General features: G+C 35.4%; 15 protein-coding genes and 2 pseudogenes. All 17 read right to left on the bottom strand.

The features are described 5' to 3' along the window. Positions 1–228: 228 nt before the first annotated feature. A complete protein-coding gene (locus HUW50_RS19965; RefSeq protein ID WP_185653148.1) occupies positions 229–1,932 on the bottom strand; it encodes a proline--tRNA ligase in 1,704 nt (567 codons plus the stop codon). 139 nt (positions 1,933–2,071) lie between these two features. Further along, on the bottom strand, positions 2,072–3,331 hold the full coding sequence (gene rseP / locus HUW50_RS19960) for an RIP metalloprotease RseP (protein WP_185653147.1): 1,260 nt from the start codon (positions 3,329–3,331) through the stop codon (positions 2,072–2,074). Positions 3,332–3,350: 19 nt separating this feature from the next. After that, entirely contained in the window at positions 3,351–4,499 is a 1,149-nt protein-coding gene (gene dxr, locus HUW50_RS19955; protein ID WP_066337679.1) for a 1-deoxy-D-xylulose-5-phosphate reductoisomerase, read from the bottom strand. Positions 4,500–4,666: 167 nt separating this feature from the next. Then, on the bottom strand, positions 4,667–5,461 hold the full coding sequence (locus HUW50_RS19950) for a phosphatidate cytidylyltransferase (RefSeq protein WP_066337680.1): 795 nt from the start codon (positions 5,459–5,461) through the stop codon (positions 4,667–4,669). Positions 5,462–5,477: 16 nt separating this feature from the next. After that, positions 5,478–6,257, bottom strand: a complete 780-nt coding sequence (locus HUW50_RS19945; RefSeq protein ID WP_066337682.1) for an undecaprenyl pyrophosphate synthase — start codon at positions 6,255–6,257, stop codon at positions 5,478–5,480. A gap of 125 nt (positions 6,258–6,382) precedes the next feature. Next, complete coding sequence (gene frr / locus HUW50_RS19940) at positions 6,383–6,940, bottom strand: ribosome recycling factor (protein WP_066337683.1); 558 nt, start codon at positions 6,938–6,940, stop codon at positions 6,383–6,385. Between the two features lie 2 nt (positions 6,941–6,942). Next, positions 6,943–7,665, bottom strand: a complete 723-nt coding sequence (pyrH, locus tag HUW50_RS19935; RefSeq protein WP_066337684.1) for a UMP kinase — start codon at positions 7,663–7,665, stop codon at positions 6,943–6,945. Positions 7,666–7,986: 321 nt separating this feature from the next. Beyond that, positions 7,987–8,868 (bottom strand): translation elongation factor Ts, encoded by an 882-nt coding sequence (gene tsf, locus HUW50_RS19930; protein ID WP_185653146.1) that lies wholly within the window; start codon positions 8,866–8,868, stop codon positions 7,987–7,989. A 258-nt stretch (positions 8,869–9,126) separates the two neighbouring features. Next, positions 9,127–9,828, bottom strand: a complete 702-nt coding sequence (gene rpsB, locus HUW50_RS19925; RefSeq protein WP_066337690.1) for a 30S ribosomal protein S2 — start codon at positions 9,826–9,828, stop codon at positions 9,127–9,129. A 155-nt stretch (positions 9,829–9,983) separates the two neighbouring features. Next, positions 9,984–10,514 carry a hypothetical protein gene (locus HUW50_RS19920; RefSeq protein WP_185653145.1) on the bottom strand — a complete coding sequence of 177 codons (531 nt, stop codon included), beginning with the start codon at positions 10,512–10,514 and terminating at the stop codon, positions 9,984–9,986. A 327-nt stretch (positions 10,515–10,841) separates the two neighbouring features. Beyond that, positions 10,842–11,609 carry a FliA/WhiG family RNA polymerase sigma factor gene (locus HUW50_RS19915; protein ID WP_185653144.1) on the bottom strand — a complete coding sequence of 256 codons (768 nt, stop codon included), beginning with the start codon at positions 11,607–11,609 and terminating at the stop codon, positions 10,842–10,844. 43 nt (positions 11,610–11,652) lie between these two features. Further along, positions 11,653–12,150 (bottom strand): chemotaxis protein CheD, encoded by a 498-nt coding sequence (locus HUW50_RS19910; RefSeq protein WP_185654081.1) that lies wholly within the window; start codon positions 12,148–12,150, stop codon positions 11,653–11,655. Then, positions 12,143–12,784, bottom strand: coding sequence for a chemotaxis protein CheC (locus tag HUW50_RS19905; RefSeq protein ID WP_185653143.1), 642 nt, complete (start codon positions 12,782–12,784; stop codon positions 12,143–12,145). Before HUW50_RS19905 ends, HUW50_RS19910 begins: the two co-directional genes overlap by 8 nt. Positions 12,785–12,794: 10 nt before the next feature. Then, on the bottom strand, positions 12,795–13,256 hold the full coding sequence (locus tag HUW50_RS19900) for a chemotaxis protein CheW (RefSeq protein ID WP_185653142.1): 462 nt from the start codon (positions 13,254–13,256) through the stop codon (positions 12,795–12,797). Between the two features lie 258 nt (positions 13,257–13,514). Beyond that, positions 13,515–14,663: pseudogene (locus HUW50_RS27620) on the bottom strand (chemotaxis protein CheA); the annotation flags it as partial. Between the two features lie 161 nt (positions 14,664–14,824). Beyond that, positions 14,825–15,554, bottom strand: a pseudogene (locus HUW50_RS27615) (Hpt domain-containing protein); the annotation flags it as partial. 13 nt (positions 15,555–15,567) lie between these two features. Next, positions 15,568–16,662, bottom strand: a complete 1,095-nt coding sequence (locus HUW50_RS19890; RefSeq protein ID WP_185653140.1) for a protein-glutamate methylesterase/protein-glutamine glutaminase — start codon at positions 16,660–16,662, stop codon at positions 15,568–15,570. Position 16,663: the final 1 nt, after the last annotated feature.

Here is a 16,663-nt window from a genome sequence, read left to right as displayed (position 1 = left end):
CCCTCTTACTTATTAATTCTATTAATAGTTGTTTAAATTTTTATTTAACATTTCAAAGTACAATAAAATTAGTTTTATCACAACTGAAGAGGCTGCCTCATTTATAGACTTATTCCTTTATATACAATTAAGTATATAAAGGAGCTTGTCTATTACTTTCGAGTCAGCCTCTTCTCGTTATTGCTCTTGTATTATTTTATCATGGTTTATTCCTTGCTGTAACCTTTTTTAGTTTCCAAGTATTTGCTTCATCTTTTCATGAAGTTCATCCACTGATACTTCAAATGATTCACCTGTCTTACGAATTTTAACTTCTACTATACCCTCATCTGCTCTCTTACCAACAGTTACACGTACAGGTAATCCAATAAGGTCTGAATCGGCAAATTTCACTCCTACTCGCTCAGCGCGGTCATCAAATAGAACCTCATATCCATTCTGAGTAAATTGAGTGTATAGTTTTTCAGCTAACTCCTTTTGTGAATCATTTTTAATGTTTACTGGTATAACATGGATTTGGAATGGTGCAACTGACCCAGGCCACACGATCCCATTTTCGTCATGATGCTGCTCAATAATAGCAGCTAATGTTCTTGAAACACCTATACCATAGCAACCCATAATCATTGGCTGCGTGCGGCCGTTTTCATCTAAGAACGTTGCATTCATTGACTCACTATATCTAGTGCCTAGTTTAAACACGTGACCAACTTCAATCCCTTTGGCAAATCTAATAGTACCTTCACCATCTGGTGATTTGTCCCCTTCTTGGATAAAGCGTAGATCAGCAAATCGAGTGATCTTAGCATCTCGCTCAATGTTCACTCCCTGGAAATGGTATTGCGCTTGATTTGCACCACAAACTCCATTAACCACTGAAGATATTGCATGATCTGCTACAACTTCAACATCTTCAGAGACATTAATAGGTCCTATAAAGCCTGGAACACAATTTAAAGCTTTTATTGTCTCTTCTGCTGTTGCTAAATCTACTACTGAAGCGCCAAATAGATTTTTCACCTTAATGTCATTTACCTCATGATCGCCACGAACTAAGACTAAAACAAATTTATCATCAACATTGAAAAGAACGGATTTAATGCATGATTCCTTAGAAACATTTAAAAATGTTGAAATTTCTTCAATTGTTTTTTGATCAGGTGTTTCAATTTTCACTAATTCTTTTTGTTCCTCGGTACTTTTTTCATAAGTTGCATTAACAGGTGCCATCTCAATATTTGCAGCATATTGAGAGGTATCAGAGTATGCAATTGTATCTTCGCCGATATCAGATAACACCATGAATTCATGTGTATCAGTGCCACCCATAGCCCCTGAATCTGCAATAACAGCCCTAAAGTCTAGGCCGCAACGAGAAAATATATTTTGATAAGCAGTAAACATTTTAACATAGACTTCATCCAAACTTTCATGTGTGGCATGGAAAGAATATGCGTCCTTCATGATAAATTCGCGACCACGCAAAACACCAAAACGAGGTCGTTTTTCATCACGAAACTTTGTCTGAATTTGATATAAGGAAAGCGGAAGTCGCTTATAAGATTTAATTTCATCTCGAACTAAGCTCGTAATCATCTCTTCGTGTGTTGCACCTAAAGCAAATTCACGATTATGTCGATCTTTTAATCTCATTAGTTCAGGACCATATGAATACCAGCGTCCAGATTCCTGCCAAAGCTCAGCCTGTTGCAGGGCTGGCATTAATAATTCAGATGCCCCAGCATTGTTCATTTCTTCGCGAACAATCTGTTCGATTTTCTTTAATACTTTATGTGCCAATGGTAAGTAGCTATAAACACCACTTGTATTTTGTCTTGTAAATCCAGCCCGTAGCATAAGCTGATGACTTTTTACTTCAGCATCAGCAGGAACTTCTCTAAGAGTAGGAATAAACGTCATACTTTGTTTCATTACGAGCACCTCTATTTTTAATTAAACTAGTTTCACCTTTTTAGGTTACTATATTATCATTCAAATTTCCCCATAAATTTGCTAAATCTTTAAAAAATGAGATCGGTGAATAACCTATTCCAATTTCAATAGTATATTCTTATAAGAATAAACGTTGAATGTCATTCCATGTAACTACAAGCATCAATAGCATTAATAACGAAAAACCAATAAAATGAACGACCCCTTCTTTTTGTCGATCAATTGGTTTCCCTCTCAACGCCTCAATAAATAAGAATAATAAACGTCCACCATCAAGAGCTGGAAGAGGCAATAAGTTGACTATTCCTAAGTTTATACTTAAAAGTGCTGCCCATCTTAACAAGTTCAATGTACCAGATTCAGCAACCTGATCTGTCATATCGTAAATACCAACTGGTCCTGAGAGCATATCAATAGAAAATTGACCTGTTACTAGCTTCCCAAAACCAATTAATATTTCTTTTGTCCATGTGTATGTTTCAATAAATCCATATTTTATAGAGCTACTAAACGATTTATCTACGGGATTATAGGCACCAATACGTCCTATTGTCTCTTCCCCGACTTTCGTTGCTTCAGGTACTACTTCAAATGAAAGGATTTCTCCACCGCGTTCAACTTCAAAGGTTAATTCCTTATCAGGGTTTTCTTGAATAATATTTACTACTTCCTCCCAAGATGAAGTAGATTGTCCTTCAATTGACTGAATGACATCACCTTCAAGTAAACCGGCTTCTTTTGCAGAACCGTCATCAGTTAATATACCTAATTTGGGATCATCAACAGGAGCACCTTGCAATAATCCTAATGAAAACAAAATGACAAATGCAAGCAGGAAATTCATTAATGGTCCTGCAAAAATTGCTGCAATTCGCTGGCCAACTTTCTTCGATTGGAATTGACGATTATATGGAGCAATTTGGATTTCTTGACCATCAACAATAAAATAAGATGTTTCACTAACATCGAATCTTTTTATATACTCTTCTTCTCCAAACTCATAGCCAGAAATAAACATACTATGTTCAAGATCTGCGTTCTCCACCTCAATAATTCGTGCCTGTGGATATTTTTCTTTATTATTTAAAATGATTTTTTCGACTTTATTTTCTTTATTAAAAAGTAATCCTACGTTATGGCCAGGCTTTACCTCAATCACTTCAGGATCCTCGCCAGCCATTCTTACAAAACCACCTATAGGTAATAAGCGGATTGTATAAACCGTTTCATTTTTTTTAAAAGACAAGATTTTCGGTCCAAAACCAATTGCAAATTCACGGCATAATATCCCAGCACGATTAGCTAGAAGTAAATGTCCAAGCTCATGAAAAAAGACAAGAGCACCAAAAATGAGGACAAACGCTATCACTGTATTCACCTTGTATGACCACCTTTATCTAGATTAAAGTTTGTACAAAATTTCTTGTTAGTTGATCAACTTCTTGAATCTGCTCCAAACTAGGGTTTGCGATGCTCTCATGCTTATCCAACGATCTTTCAATAAATTCCTCGATTTGAAGAAACGTAATCTTTCCACTTAAAAATGCCTCAACAGCTACTTCATTTGCAGCATTTAAAACCGTAGGCATCGTACCACCTATTTTACCTGAATCAAACGCATATTGTAAGCATCGGAACCTGGTAAAATCCGCTTTTTCAAAATGTAATTTTCCAATTTCCCAAAGTTCTAACCTTTTCGCTTCTTTTAAAGGTAATCTCTCTGGATATGTTAATGCATATTGAATGGGAACTCTCATATCAGGTGTTCCTAGTTGAGCAATGATACTTCGATCGTGAAACTCAACTAAAGAATGAATAATACTTTCTTTATGTAATAAGACATCAATTTTGTCATAATGCAAATTGAATAACCAGTGTGCTTCAATTACTTCTAAGCCTTTATTCATCATAGTAGCTGAATCTATCGTTATCTTTGCACCCATAGACCAATTGGGGTGATTTAATGCTTGGTCCACCGTTACATTTACAAGGTCTTCCCTTTTTCGATCACGGAAACTTCCTCCAGATGCAGTTATGATCAAGCGGTCTATCGATTTGACACTCTCACCCTGCAAACATTGAAAAATCGCAGAGTGCTCACTATCTACTGGTAAAATATTAACATTGTATTTTTTTGCATGCTCTGTCACTAAATGTCCCGCAGTGACAAGAGTCTCCTTATTAGCTAGTGCAATTGTTATGTTATTTTCAATGGCTTTTAAAGTTGGTATTAACCCTACACTTCCAACTACAGCATTGACTAGACACTCTACTCCATCATAAATTGCAGCTTCAATAAGGGCCTCTTCACCATATCCTAATTTAACATCTTGACTTGAAAACTCCCGCTTAAGATGTTCATATGTTTCTTTATCTTTAACTGCAACAAATTCTGGCTTGAATTTCTTTATAATGTCGCTTCCGGATTTATAATTCCTTCCGAAAGACATCGCTACAAGCTTAAACTCTTCAGGGTGTGATTCAATAACCTCTAAAGTTTGTATTCCAATTGAACCTGTAGCTCCTAACAAACTAATCTTTTTCACGAAGTCACTTCCAATCAAATTAAGAAATGCTCTAGAGCGCCCTGTCTAATCTCGTTATAGACTGACCCTCGAGTTAGCTAACACAACATTTACTGTGATTTAAACGTTCAATGGTGTCGAAAGCCATGGCGCTAGAGCTAGACATATAATTTAGGCAAAAATGTTTTTCAAAATAGTAACCTTAAGAAATGTAAAATTGGTAAAACGAATAATAAGCTATCAAAACGATCTAGTATTCCACCATGACCCGGTAGGATTGTACCTGAGTCTTTTACCTGATATTGTCGTTTTAAAGCAGATTCAACAAGATCACCTATTTGTCCAAAAACAGATAAGAAGATGGTCATAAATGTGACGATGATGTAGTTATCAAGAACCCCTGTAAAATAATGATAGATCCATGCAAAAATAACTGCAAATAAAACACCGCCTACTGCACCTTCAATTGTTTTATTAGGACTAATTTCAGGCCAAAGCTTGTTTTTTCCCATTGCACGCCCAATAAAATAAGCACCTGAATCAGTTACCCATATCAATATTAATGCATAAAAAACTAATTCTAGACCACCTGGTGAAAGGTTTCTTGTTTCAATTAGAAAGTAAAAACCAATCCCTAAGTAAAAAATCGCAATGACAACGAAGCCTACATCGTCAAAAGTAAATTTATTTTTCGTTACAACAGTATAGGTTAATAACAACAGCAATGCCAATAAAGCAAATTCAGCCTTTGAAAAACTGTCTAGTATTTTTATATAAGAATTTGGAATCAATAGAACCCATAAAATTAATAAGCTAACTAGTCCCGGAATACTAGCTAATGAAATGTTTTTCATTTTTAAAAGCTCATATAATGCAATTGATGCTAATAAATAAACAAATATTGTAAACGGGAGCTCCCCGTAAATGACAAATGGAAGAAAAACAGCTGCAGCTAGTACTGCAGTTAGTATTCGTTGTTTCATTGTATTTCATCACCTTTTATACGCCGCCAAATCTGCGCCCTCTTTGTTGATATGTGTAAATAGCTTGAAGTAAGTTTTGTTCGTTAAAATCTGGCCATAGCACATCAGTAAACCAAAATTCTGTGTAAGCTAACTGCCATAGCATAAAATTACTAAGTCTTATTTCGCCACTTGTACGTATTAATAAGTCAGGGTCATGTAATGATTGTGTCATTAAATAATCAGAAAATAGGCTTTCGTTTATTGATGTTTCTTCAATTCGTCCTTCTTTAACATCTTGGGAAATTTTTTGGACAGCAGATATGATTTCTGCTCGACTTCCGTAGTTTAATGCAAAATTCAGAATAAGCCCTTTGTTATTCTCAGTATCACTCATCGCTTTTTCTACAGCTCTTAATGTGTGTGCAGGAAGCCTATTTTTATCACCCATAATACGGACTTGCACATTTTCCTCAATCAGTTCTGGTAAGTAAGTATTTAAAAATTCTTCAGGAAGCTTCATTAAATAGTCTACTTCTGTTTTAGGTCTTTTCCAATTCTCAGTTGAAAATGCATATAGTGTAAGTACTTTAACACCAAGGGCATTTGCTTGTTTGGTAATCTTTCGTACAACTTTCATTCCTTCATGATGACCCGCAATCCGTGGAAGTGCACGTTTTTTTGCCCATCTACCATTTCCATCCATGATAATCGCAATATGTTTAGGAATTTCTCCCTTTTCTATATCCACTTTAGCTATCGATTGTTCATTTGTGGCTTGGGAACTAGCTTTCCACTTTTTTAATAAGTTGAGCATGTGATTCCTCCATCACCCAATAATTCATGATCTCTTTTTACCATGATGACGTTAACAGTATTAACAAAAAAACCCCCTGTAAACATTAGAGGGTTTTTCACTTTTCTATTGTACCTATTTTCTCATTAAACTTCCATGATTTCTTTTTCTTTATCTTTTGCGACCTGATCAACTTTTACAATATAGTCATCGGTTAATTTTTGGACATTCTCAGTATTACTTCTTAATTCGTCCTCAGTGATATCACCATTTTTTTCTAGCTTTTTCAGGTCATCATTACCATCACGTCTAATATTACGAACAGCAACCTTTGCTTCTTCTGCATATTTCTTAACTAATTTCACTAGCTCTTTTCGTCTTTCTTCTGTTAAAGCAGGAATAGACAAACGAATAACCGAGCCATCATTTGAAGGAGTTAAACCTAAGTCAGACTTAAGAATAGCTTTTTCGATATCACCTATAACAGTCTTGTCATATGGTTGAATAACAAGGAGACGAGCTTCAGGTACACTAATAGAAGCAAGTTGGTTAACTGGAGTTGGAGCACCATAATAATCCATAGAGATTTTATCTAATAAGTTTGCGCTTGCTCTACCAGCTCTTACAGATGCTAATTCTCGACTTAAAGCTGACACAGCTTTTTCCATTTTATCTTTAGTATTCGCTAATACTTGTTTAGCCAAGGTTATTTCCCCCTAACAATTGTTCCAATATTTTCACCAGTTACGGCACGTTTAATGTTACCTTCTTCCATTATCGAGAAGACAATTAACGGTATATCGTTATCCATACATAAAGATGATGCAGTTGAATCCATTACCGCAAGACCTTCTTTTAGTACGTCTAAATAAGATAATGTTTCATATTTCACAGCATTTTTATCAATTCTAGGATCAGCGTTGTAAACACCATCAACATTATTTTTAGCCATTAAGATAACGTCTGCTTCGATTTCAGCAGCACGTAAAGCAGCTGTTGTATCAGTAGAGAAGTATGGGTTACCAGTTCCAGCTGCAAAAATCACTACGCGTTTTTTCTCTAAATGTCGAATCGCTTTTCTTCTTATGTATGGTTCTGCAACTTGTCTCATTTCTATAGAAGTTTGAACACGTGTCTGAATCCCTTGTGTTTCAAGACTATCTTGTAATGCTAGAGAATTCATTACTGTAGCAAGCATTCCCATGTAATCAGCAGTTGCTCGGTCCATTCCCATTTCACTACCGATTTTACCACGCCAAATGTTGCCACCACCAACAACAACAGCTACTTCAACATCCAGCTCTGCAATTTCCTTCACTTGTTTTGCAATTGATTGGATCACAGTAGGGTTAATACCAAAACCATTTTCACCTGCTAATGCTTCACCACTTAATTTTAGTACAATACGTTGATATTTAGGATTACTCATATTTACCTCCAACTCTGTTCCTTATAAGAAAAGCGCAAGCGCCTTGTTTAGCTCCGAAATGCATAAGACGCACAGGAATAGAAGGTGTTCTTTACCTTCAATTCCTGTGTGGCTTATGACTCGAGGAGCTAGGCGCTGGAGCTAGACACGAAAACTAAGTATAAAAAAACTTATACATTTTTGTTATCTAGAAAAGCGCAAATCGGCTACTGCCTATATATATCTCCAAAAGAAGGGAACACAGCCTGTGTTCCCTCTTCCATTTTTTGATCATTTACACTTATATTCTAAGCAATTAGAAAAAGTGCTAGATAGCAAAAATTATTTTTTAACTTGACTCATTACTTCTTCAGCAAAGTTGTCTTGGCGCTTTTCGATACCTTCTCCAACTTCATAACGGATAAATGTTTTTACAGAACCGCCTTTTGACTCAACAAATTGTTTAACTTTTTGATCTGGATCTTTAACAAAGCTCTGATCAAGTAAGCAAATATCCTCAAAGTATTTACCTAAACGGCCTTCAACCATTTTAGCTACGATATTTTCAGGCTTGCCTTCGTTAAGAGCTTGTTCTGTTAAAATTTTACGCTCATGTTCAGCTTCTTCAGCAGAAACTTGATCGCGAGAAACATACTTAGGATTAACTGCAGCGATATGCATTGCTACATCTTTAGCAGCATCTTCATTAGTAGTACCTTCTAATAATGTAAGAACACCAATACGTCCTCCCATGTGTAAGTAAGCACCAAATGCATCGTTATCAGATTTAGATACAATTGTAAAACGACGAAGAGTGATTTTTTCACCAATTTTTGCAATTGCTGAGTTAATATAATCTCCAACATTTGTACCATTGTCCATTGTTTCTGCTAATGCAGCATCAACATCAGCTGGTTTTTTCGTCAATAAGAAATCAGCTAATCCATTGATTAACTCTTTAAATCCTTCGTTTTTCGCTACGAAGTCAGTTTCAGAGTTAACTTCCAAAATAACTGCCTCATTACCGTTAACTTTTACTAATGTAGATCCTTCTGCTGCAATACGGTCAGCTTTTTTAGCTGCTTTTGCGATACCTTTTTCACGTAGGTAATCAATCGCTTGATCCATATCTCCGTTTGTTTCAGTTAACGCCTTTTTACAATCCATCATTCCAGCGCCAGTTTTTTCACGTAGTTCTTTTACCATTTGTGCAGTTACTGCCATAACGGTATTCCTCCTTAAGGTCAATTGTTTTTATAGTTTAAGAATTATCTTGTTCTTAAGATAAAGTTTCGACATACAGCTCCATCGCCTAGCCCCACTTGGGTCTACAGCCACCCAATAATTGAAGGCGAAAAACGCCTTCTATAATTGACGTCTTATTTTCCCGAGCCTGTTCAAGGCGCTTTTGCATTTGTACTTTATGTAACTTGCTTAAAAAAAGGTGATAAAAGGTCAATTCCCCTTATCACCTTTTGCACATTATGCAGGTGTTGTTTCTTCACCTTGTTTAGATTCTAAAATTGCATCTGCAATTTTTGCAGTAAGAAGCTTAACAGCGCGAATTGCATCATCATTTGCAGGGATTACGTAATCAATTTCATCTGGATCACAGTTTGTATCAACGATACCAACGATCGGGATGTTTAATTTACGAGCTTCCGCTACTGCGATACGCTCTTTACGAGGATCAATAATAAATAATGCATCTGGTAATTGCTTCATGTCTTTAATTCCACCTAGGAATTTTTCAAGACGCTCAAGCTCTTTGTTAAGTTGAACAACTTCTTTTTTAGGAAGGACTTCAAAAGTTCCATCTTCCTGCATTCTTTGAATATCTTTTAAACGTTTGATACGCTTTTGGATTGTTTCAAAGTTTGTTAACGTACCACCTAACCAACGTTGGTTAACAAAGTACATTCCAGAGCGTTCTGCTTCTTCTTTAACAGAGTCCTGTGCTTGTTTTTTTGTACCAACGAATAGGATTGTACCACCTTCAGCTCCAAGTTCCTTAACGAATTTGTAAGCTTCTTCAACCTTTTTAACTGTCTTTTGAAGGTCGATAATGTAGATACCGTTACGCTCAGTAAAGATGTAACGTTTCATTTTTGGGTTCCAACGGCGTGTTTGGTGACCGAAGTGAACACCAGCTTCAAGCAATTGCTTCATAGAAATAACTGACATGTGTTTGTTCCTCCTAATGGTTTTGTTCTCCTCCGCTTATATCATCTTTAAGCATAACTGTTACTAACAGCACCAATGCTTAAATCTATAAACGTGTGTAATAACACCAAAAATTAATATACCATATTGAAATATGACAATCAAGGATATATTGACTACTTTTGACGAAATTTAAGAAGAAGCTCTATTTCTGTCTTTCCCTTACTTAATTTTTTAGCAATCTGTTCAACAGTATGACCGTTTTCATATAGATTTATAGCTTGAATTTCAAAAGGAAGATCTTTTTTTTGTACTGGTTGACTGATTTCAACAATATCTTCGATTTCATTAAGCTCAGATAAGTAGTCAGGTAGTTCACTCTCTTGAGGTTCTTCCGGTACTTTCTCATTCGTGTGAATCATCGTGGAGTTGGCTGTGGGATGATTGCTCTCTTTTGTCTTTGCTTCTAACTCTTTTCCATGGTTAGTAATATGTGCAGATTCTTGTTTTAAATGCTGGATCAGTCTCTCATTCTCTTCTTTCATCTCAATTAAAAAGCTTGTCATTGAAGTTTCCGTTTCATCAAGGATAGCCCTTTGAGAATTTGAAAGATCTTTAATCGTTGAATATTTTGTATATAAAACGATGATAAAATAAAAAGCTACTACATGGAGTAGTAAACTTATCAATAGTAATATTGTAGTCATAGACATCCTTTCTTAACCAAAAAAATCGATTTTTCCCCTTTATAGGGATGATCAGGATTCTCATCTTGTTTTTTCTTTTTTTCTGATTGTGCTGTTGATGTTGCTCAGAACTTTCCTTTTTTAGATGTAATTTCTCACTATCACTATTTTCTTACACTTGTGATCTTTTTATGTCAGATTATTTTTGAAATGAATTAGCCAGCTGGTCTTGAGCAAGCTGGCTTCTTTGATTTAGTTGCTCCTGTAGCTTTCCTGTATCATGTGTACGTGGAAGGGCAGTACATTTCAATATTTCTAAGGCTCACATTCACTCTCACCCGATTAATGTTAATGAATCACATTTTCCAATATTTTTCTTAATTTAAATAAAGCTTTTGAATGAATTTGTGAAATTCTTGAAGTTGATAAGTTCATAACTTGTCCAATTTCAGTTAAGGTTAATTCTTCTTTGTAAAAAAAGCTAATCACAAGCTGTTCTTTCTCACTTAGCTGGGTAATCACTTCAGATAATTGTCCAATTAATTCATCTTTTAGAATTTTATCTTCGGGTGTGTGCTGATGTTCATCTTTAATCGTAAACCCGATGCCTTCCCCATCATCTTGATCAAAAAGCTGATCATCGATTGAAAGGACATTCGCAAAAAAACCTTCATTTATGACACTGACGACTTCACCTTCAGAAAGTCCTAACTCATTTGCAATCTCTTTTGAAGAAACGTTTCTTAGATGCTTTTGCTCTAATTTCTCAATAGTTGCTTCAACACGTTTTGCTTTTTCTCTAGAACTACGTGGTAACCAATCCTCTTTTCTTAATCCATCAATAATTGCTCCCCTTACTCGGAAAGATGCATACGTATCAAATTTCAAATCTCGATTTGGATCAAACTTTTCTAATGCATCGTATAGGCCAAATAAGCCTAAACTCATTAAATCATCCTTACTTACACTTTTAGGAAGCCCCACAGAAATCCTCTGTACGTGATAAGAAACAAGGGGCATGTATCTTTTTATGAGAACATTGCCAGCATTTGTGTCACGTACATCTATCCATTTTTGCCATATCACTTGTTCCTCATTTATTGTTAATTGAGCCATTTTAACCCCCCCTTACCAAGAATTGTAAACACACCTCTATTATTCAAATCACTTTTGTACCTTGATTTACTGTTCTTATCATCAATTCACATGTTTTCGGGTCAAATTCGATTGTTCTACCACTATTACCGCCAACATCCTCACTTATTAGATTGATGTTATACTTTTTTAGCTGTTGCTTAATTGCTTCTACATTTCTCGGACCAATTCTCATCATGTCATTAGACGATTGAAATTGAAACATCTGAGCACCGCCAGCCATTTTAGCTTGTAGTGATCTAACCCTAGCTCCTGATTCTGCTAATCTATCCAATAACTGTGGTATTGCAGTATCAGCGTATTTAGCATTGTTCATAGAGCCTTTATTTGCGAGAGAAGAGTCCGGAAGCATGATATGTGCCAAACCCGCTACTTCGTTTACCTTGTCAAATAATATCAAACCGACACAAGAACCTAGTCCTGAGGTTCTAATTTGATTAGGTGACTTAACTACATTAAGATCAGCAATCCCTACTTTTATTGTTTCCTTAGATTTAATCATCATCTGTTACACCTAATGCTTCAAAGAGCTTTTTAAATGAGGTTGGATCTGGTAATAGAAAAAAGTGGCCTTTAACAGTGTCAACTTCTTGCTGATCTTCTTCTTTAATTACTGTGTCAATAATAATCGCATAATCACTCACTTGGGATAATTCAATCAATCCATGACTTATTACTGCTCCAAACATATCGAATGATAAAGCAGGCACAGAAGGATAGAGATGTAAATCAGTGAGGTCAGATAATGATGAAAGATATGATCCTGTTACTATATTTCCAAGCTCCTGAAATGCAGATAGTCCAATTTCATCATAAGTTGATTGTCTAAGTGAAAAATTAGCATCATCAATTAATTGCTTTACAAAGCGTTCAGCCTGTTCAATGCTAAGTACAAAAAATAGAGAACCAGGAATATCCCCTTCAATTCGTAAAAAAACACTGGCAATAAAGACTTCAGGTCCTCCTAACCATTCTGTTAACTCATTAAAAGAAACAACTTTAACATTTGGAACCGACATATCAATTTTTTTATTTAAAAGCTTAGAAAGGGCGGTAGCAGAGTGACCAGCTCCAATATTACCTACCTCTTTTAAAACGTCTAAATGCTTAAAAGAAATACTTTTTAAAAATTCCATTTGTATGCTCCTAAACTAGCAATGAAGGCTGATTTTCAATCTTTAATATTTCTTCTAAATCAATCATGACAATTAATCTTTTTTCTAATTTTGCTACACCTTGAATATAGTCTGAATGAACTGCTCCTACTACTTCAGGTGCTGGTTCAATAATTTCTGAATGAATATCAATTACATCATTTGCTGCATCGACTATAAAGCCTACCTCCGTGTCGTCCTTAGAAACAATGATTATTCTTGTACCCTCATTCGTTGAAAGTTTTTCTAGACCGAGACGTTTACGTAAGTCAATTATCGGCGTGACAACACCTCTTAAATTAATAACACCTCTTATATAAGGTGCTGTTCTAGGTACACGTGTAATATGTTGAACCTTTTCAATCGATTTAACTTGTTGAACAGGAATTCCATATTCCTCATCCTGTAGTTGAAACACAATGACTTTTACATCTTCTGACATGTATTCACTCATTGGAAAGACCCCTTTCTTAGTAATGCGGAATGCTTAGTTAGCCCCGACAAGCATAAGAAAATAATAGATAGAAGGTGTTCTTCTCTTCCATTCATTAGTAGCTTAAGCCTTAGATAAAAATGGATTTTTTACTTTTTCTGTTAAACTAGGTTTTTGATTTCTAAAGGCGTTCGCTTTCCTCTCAAATCAACAAAGTGCAAAAATCAACAGTGAACATTAACAGAGCCTTTTCTTTATAGGCTAGACACATACAATCCTCTATTTTATTAAAGAATTACAATCAATAATTAGAGCTACTTGTCCATCTCCTAAAATGGTTGCACCTGTGATAGCAAAAACTGAATTCAAATAATTCCCGAGAGATTTTAGAACAATTTCCTGTTGGCCGATGAACGAATCCACTACTAACGCAGCCATTTTATCACCTTTTCGTACAATTATTAAGGAAACAAAATCTTCATTTGAATTTTCCACTGGTACTTCAAATATCTCACTCAAGAATACTAATGGAACAATTTTCCCGCGATAATCAATGACCTTTTGATTATGTGCTTGTAGAATTTCTTCCTTTTTAATAACTGCCGTTTCAATTATAGACGATAGTGGGATTGCATATTTTTCATTTTGTAATTCCACAAGCATCACTGAGATTATTGATAAAGTAAGTGGAAGCTGAATTGAGAATAAGGATCCTTTTCCTTCCTCAGCATCAATTGATACAGAGCCACCAAGTGATTCAATTGTACTTTTAACAACATCCAGACCTACTCCACGTCCTGATATATCAGAGATTTGATCGGCAGTGGAAAAACCAGAAGAAAAAATAAGCTCATAAACCTGTTTGTCAGTCAAGGTTGATGCAGTTTGTTCAGTGATAACATCTCTGTCAATGGCCTTTTTTAGAACTCGATCACGATTTATACCTGCACCATCATCTTCGATTTCTATGAACACATGATTTCCACTATGGTAAGCTCTTAAAATTACATTTCCTTCTTCTGTTTTCCCTTTTTTCACTCGAACATCTGGCATCTCAATACCATGATCAATTGCATTTCGTAAAAGATGAACAAGTGGATCACCTATTTCATCAATGACTGTTCGATCTAATTCAGTTTCAGCACCAATAATCTCTAAGTTTATTTTTTTATTTAAATCCTTTGCAAGTTGACGAATCATACGAGGGAAACGGTTAAATACTGTCTCAACTGGAACCATTCTCATGTTTAAAATGATATTTTGCAGATCACCTGAGATTCTTGACATTCTTTCAACTGTTTCATCCAGTTCGTTATTGTTTAAATCCTTTGAAATTTGTTCTAATCTCCCACGGTCAATTACAAGCTCTTCAAATAGATTCATAAGAATATCTAAACGTTCGATGTTTACTCGAATTGTTTTCGTGCTCGTTGCTGCAACTTGTTTTTTTGCTACACTAGTTTCTTGTTCTAGTATTTGTACGCTCTCTTCATTTTTCATCGAGCTATCATTACCAGCTAAATCAGCAGGTCTTAAATTAGATTGCGAGTTAGTCATATTTGAAGGGTCTAAAATATGGATCTTAACCGCTTCAATTTCAGACACTTTCATCACTTTATTTTGAATATCATCGCTTGTATCTTTAGAGACAATTGCCACAGTGAATTGTGAATCGAACTTTTCATCTTCTAAAAGTTCTACAGTAGGTACAGACTTGATCACTTCACCAATTTGTTCTAAAATTTCGAAAACCATAAATACTCTTGCTGCTTTTAATAAGCAATCCTCACGTAGAGAAATCGACAATTCATATGCAGAAAACCCTTGCTCTTTCGATTGCTGAATGATAGTGTATTCAAAATCATCATATTCCTGTATTGTATGATTACTAGAATCATTGTTAGTATGTCGCTGGCTATTATGATCGTGGCTACCTTCGTCACCATTTTCAATGGATTTTAACATGGCAACAATAGCTGATACATCCTTTTTTCCATCTCCACCTTCCGTAATGGAATAAACCATTTCCTCAAGTGCATCAACAGAGGCAAAAACGGCATCAAACAAGGCTGGTGTTACTGAAAGCATTTCATTTCTTATGGCATCAAGAACGTTTTCCATTTGGTGGGTTAAGCTAGCGAGGTCTTCATAGCCCATAGTTGCACTCATTCCTTTAAGAGTATGAGCGGATCGAAAAATGTCATTAACAATGGCTAAGTCATTGGGATTCTTCTCTAAATCTAGTAATTTTTCATTACATGCTTGTAAATGCTCTTTGCTTTCTTCAATAAAAACTTCTAAATATTGATTCATATCCATAGAGTAACACCCCTTAGTTTCGTATAAAATCCATAATAGCAGCAGCTATATTTTCCAGGTGTTCAACTTTATCAACAAGGTTTGTACTAAGTGCTGATCTAGGCATACCATACACTACAGATGTCTGCTCAGATTCTACTATGGCATTAACAACACCTGTTAATTTAAGCTTTCTTAACCCTTCGGTACCATCAGATCCCATTCCAGTCATAATGACAGAAATTTTACGGTAATCCTGTAGCTTACTTATTGATTCAAACATCACATCAACAGAGGGACGATGTCCATTTCTTATATCTGATTGATCAATTTTAATTGTTAAATAGCCTCCAGATTTCATTACCTTTAAATGAGAGCCACCTGGTGCAATATAAGCAATTCCATTTTGTAAGTGTTCACCATTTTCGGCTTCCTTTACAGTGATGAATGAAATTGAGTCTAAGCGATTAGCTAGAGATTGAGTAAATCCAGGAGGCATGTGCTGGACAATGAGAATTGGTGCATCAATGTCTGCTGGTATCTTTGATAATACTTGTTGCAACGCTCTTGGTCCTCCAGTAGAGGTACCAATACAGACAATTTTCTTATTAAGGCTATTTTTGTCGATGATTATAGGACTTTTGTCTCTGTTTGAGTCTATTTTACTATATCCCATTTCCTTTAGGTGAATATTTTTTCGATTTACTTCTTTTGACAATTTATGAACATTTGCTGACTTCGCGAGTATAACTTTTTCAATTATTTCTTCTTTAACTTTGTATAAGTCTAATGAGATTGCTCCTGAAGGTTTTGCAATAAAATCAAATGCACCATATTGCAATGATTTTATTGTATTTTCAGCACCCTGAGTTGTTGTGCTTGATAGCATAATAACTGGTCTTGGAAATTGATCCATAATAACTTTCAATCCTTCAATTCCGTCCATTATGGGCATTTCGATATCCATTGTGACCACATCGGGATTTAATAACTCGACCTTCTTTATAGCATCTTGTCCGTTTCTAGCAGTTCCAATGACTTCAATCTTTTCTTCTTCATTTAGAAAATCAGTAATTATTTTTCTCATGAAGGCAGAATCGTCAACTACAAGTACACGTATCTTACTCACC

It is taken from the genome of Metabacillus sp. KUDC1714, from assembly GCF_014217835.1.
GTDB lineage: Bacteria > Bacillota > Bacilli > Bacillales > Bacillaceae > Metabacillus > Metabacillus rhizosphaerae.
The sequence above is the reverse complement of the archived record's forward strand: the minus strand, read 5'-3'. Positions and strand labels throughout refer to the sequence as shown.

What these genes read in the sequence shown, in the direction of transcription:
- HUW50_RS19965 (WP_185653148.1), bottom strand. Translation starts at nt 1,932, where the DNA reads ATGAAACAAAGTATGACGTTTATTCCTACTCTTAGAGAAGTTCCTGCT.
- HUW50_RS19950 (WP_066337680.1), bottom strand. Translation starts at nt 5,461, where the DNA reads ATGAAACAACGAATACTAACTGCAGTACTAGCTGCAGCTGTTTTTCTT.
- HUW50_RS19945 (WP_066337682.1), bottom strand. Translation starts at nt 6,257, where the DNA reads ATGCTCAACTTATTAAAAAAGTGGAAAGCTAGTTCCCAAGCCACAAAT.
- pyrH (WP_066337684.1), bottom strand. Translation starts at nt 7,665, where the DNA reads ATGAGTAATCCTAAATATCAACGTATTGTACTAAAATTAAGTGGTGAA.
- tsf (WP_185653146.1), bottom strand. Translation starts at nt 8,868, where the DNA reads ATGGCAGTAACTGCACAAATGGTAAAAGAACTACGTGAAAAAACTGGC.
- rpsB (WP_066337690.1), bottom strand. Translation starts at nt 9,828, where the DNA reads ATGTCAGTTATTTCTATGAAGCAATTGCTTGAAGCTGGTGTTCACTTC.
- HUW50_RS19920 (WP_185653145.1), bottom strand. Translation starts at nt 10,514, where the DNA reads ATGACTACAATATTACTATTGATAAGTTTACTACTCCATGTAGTAGCT.
- HUW50_RS19915 (WP_185653144.1), bottom strand. Translation starts at nt 11,609, where the DNA reads ATGGCTCAATTAACAATAAATGAGGAACAAGTGATATGGCAAAAATGG.
- HUW50_RS19910 (WP_185654081.1), bottom strand. Translation starts at nt 12,150, where the DNA reads ATGATTAAATCTAAGGAAACAATAAAAGTAGGGATTGCTGATCTTAAT.
- HUW50_RS19905 (WP_185653143.1), bottom strand. Translation starts at nt 12,784, where the DNA reads ATGGAATTTTTAAAAAGTATTTCTTTTAAGCATTTAGACGTTTTAAAA.
- HUW50_RS19900 (WP_185653142.1), bottom strand. Translation starts at nt 13,256, where the DNA reads ATGAGTGAATACATGTCAGAAGATGTAAAAGTCATTGTGTTTCAACTA.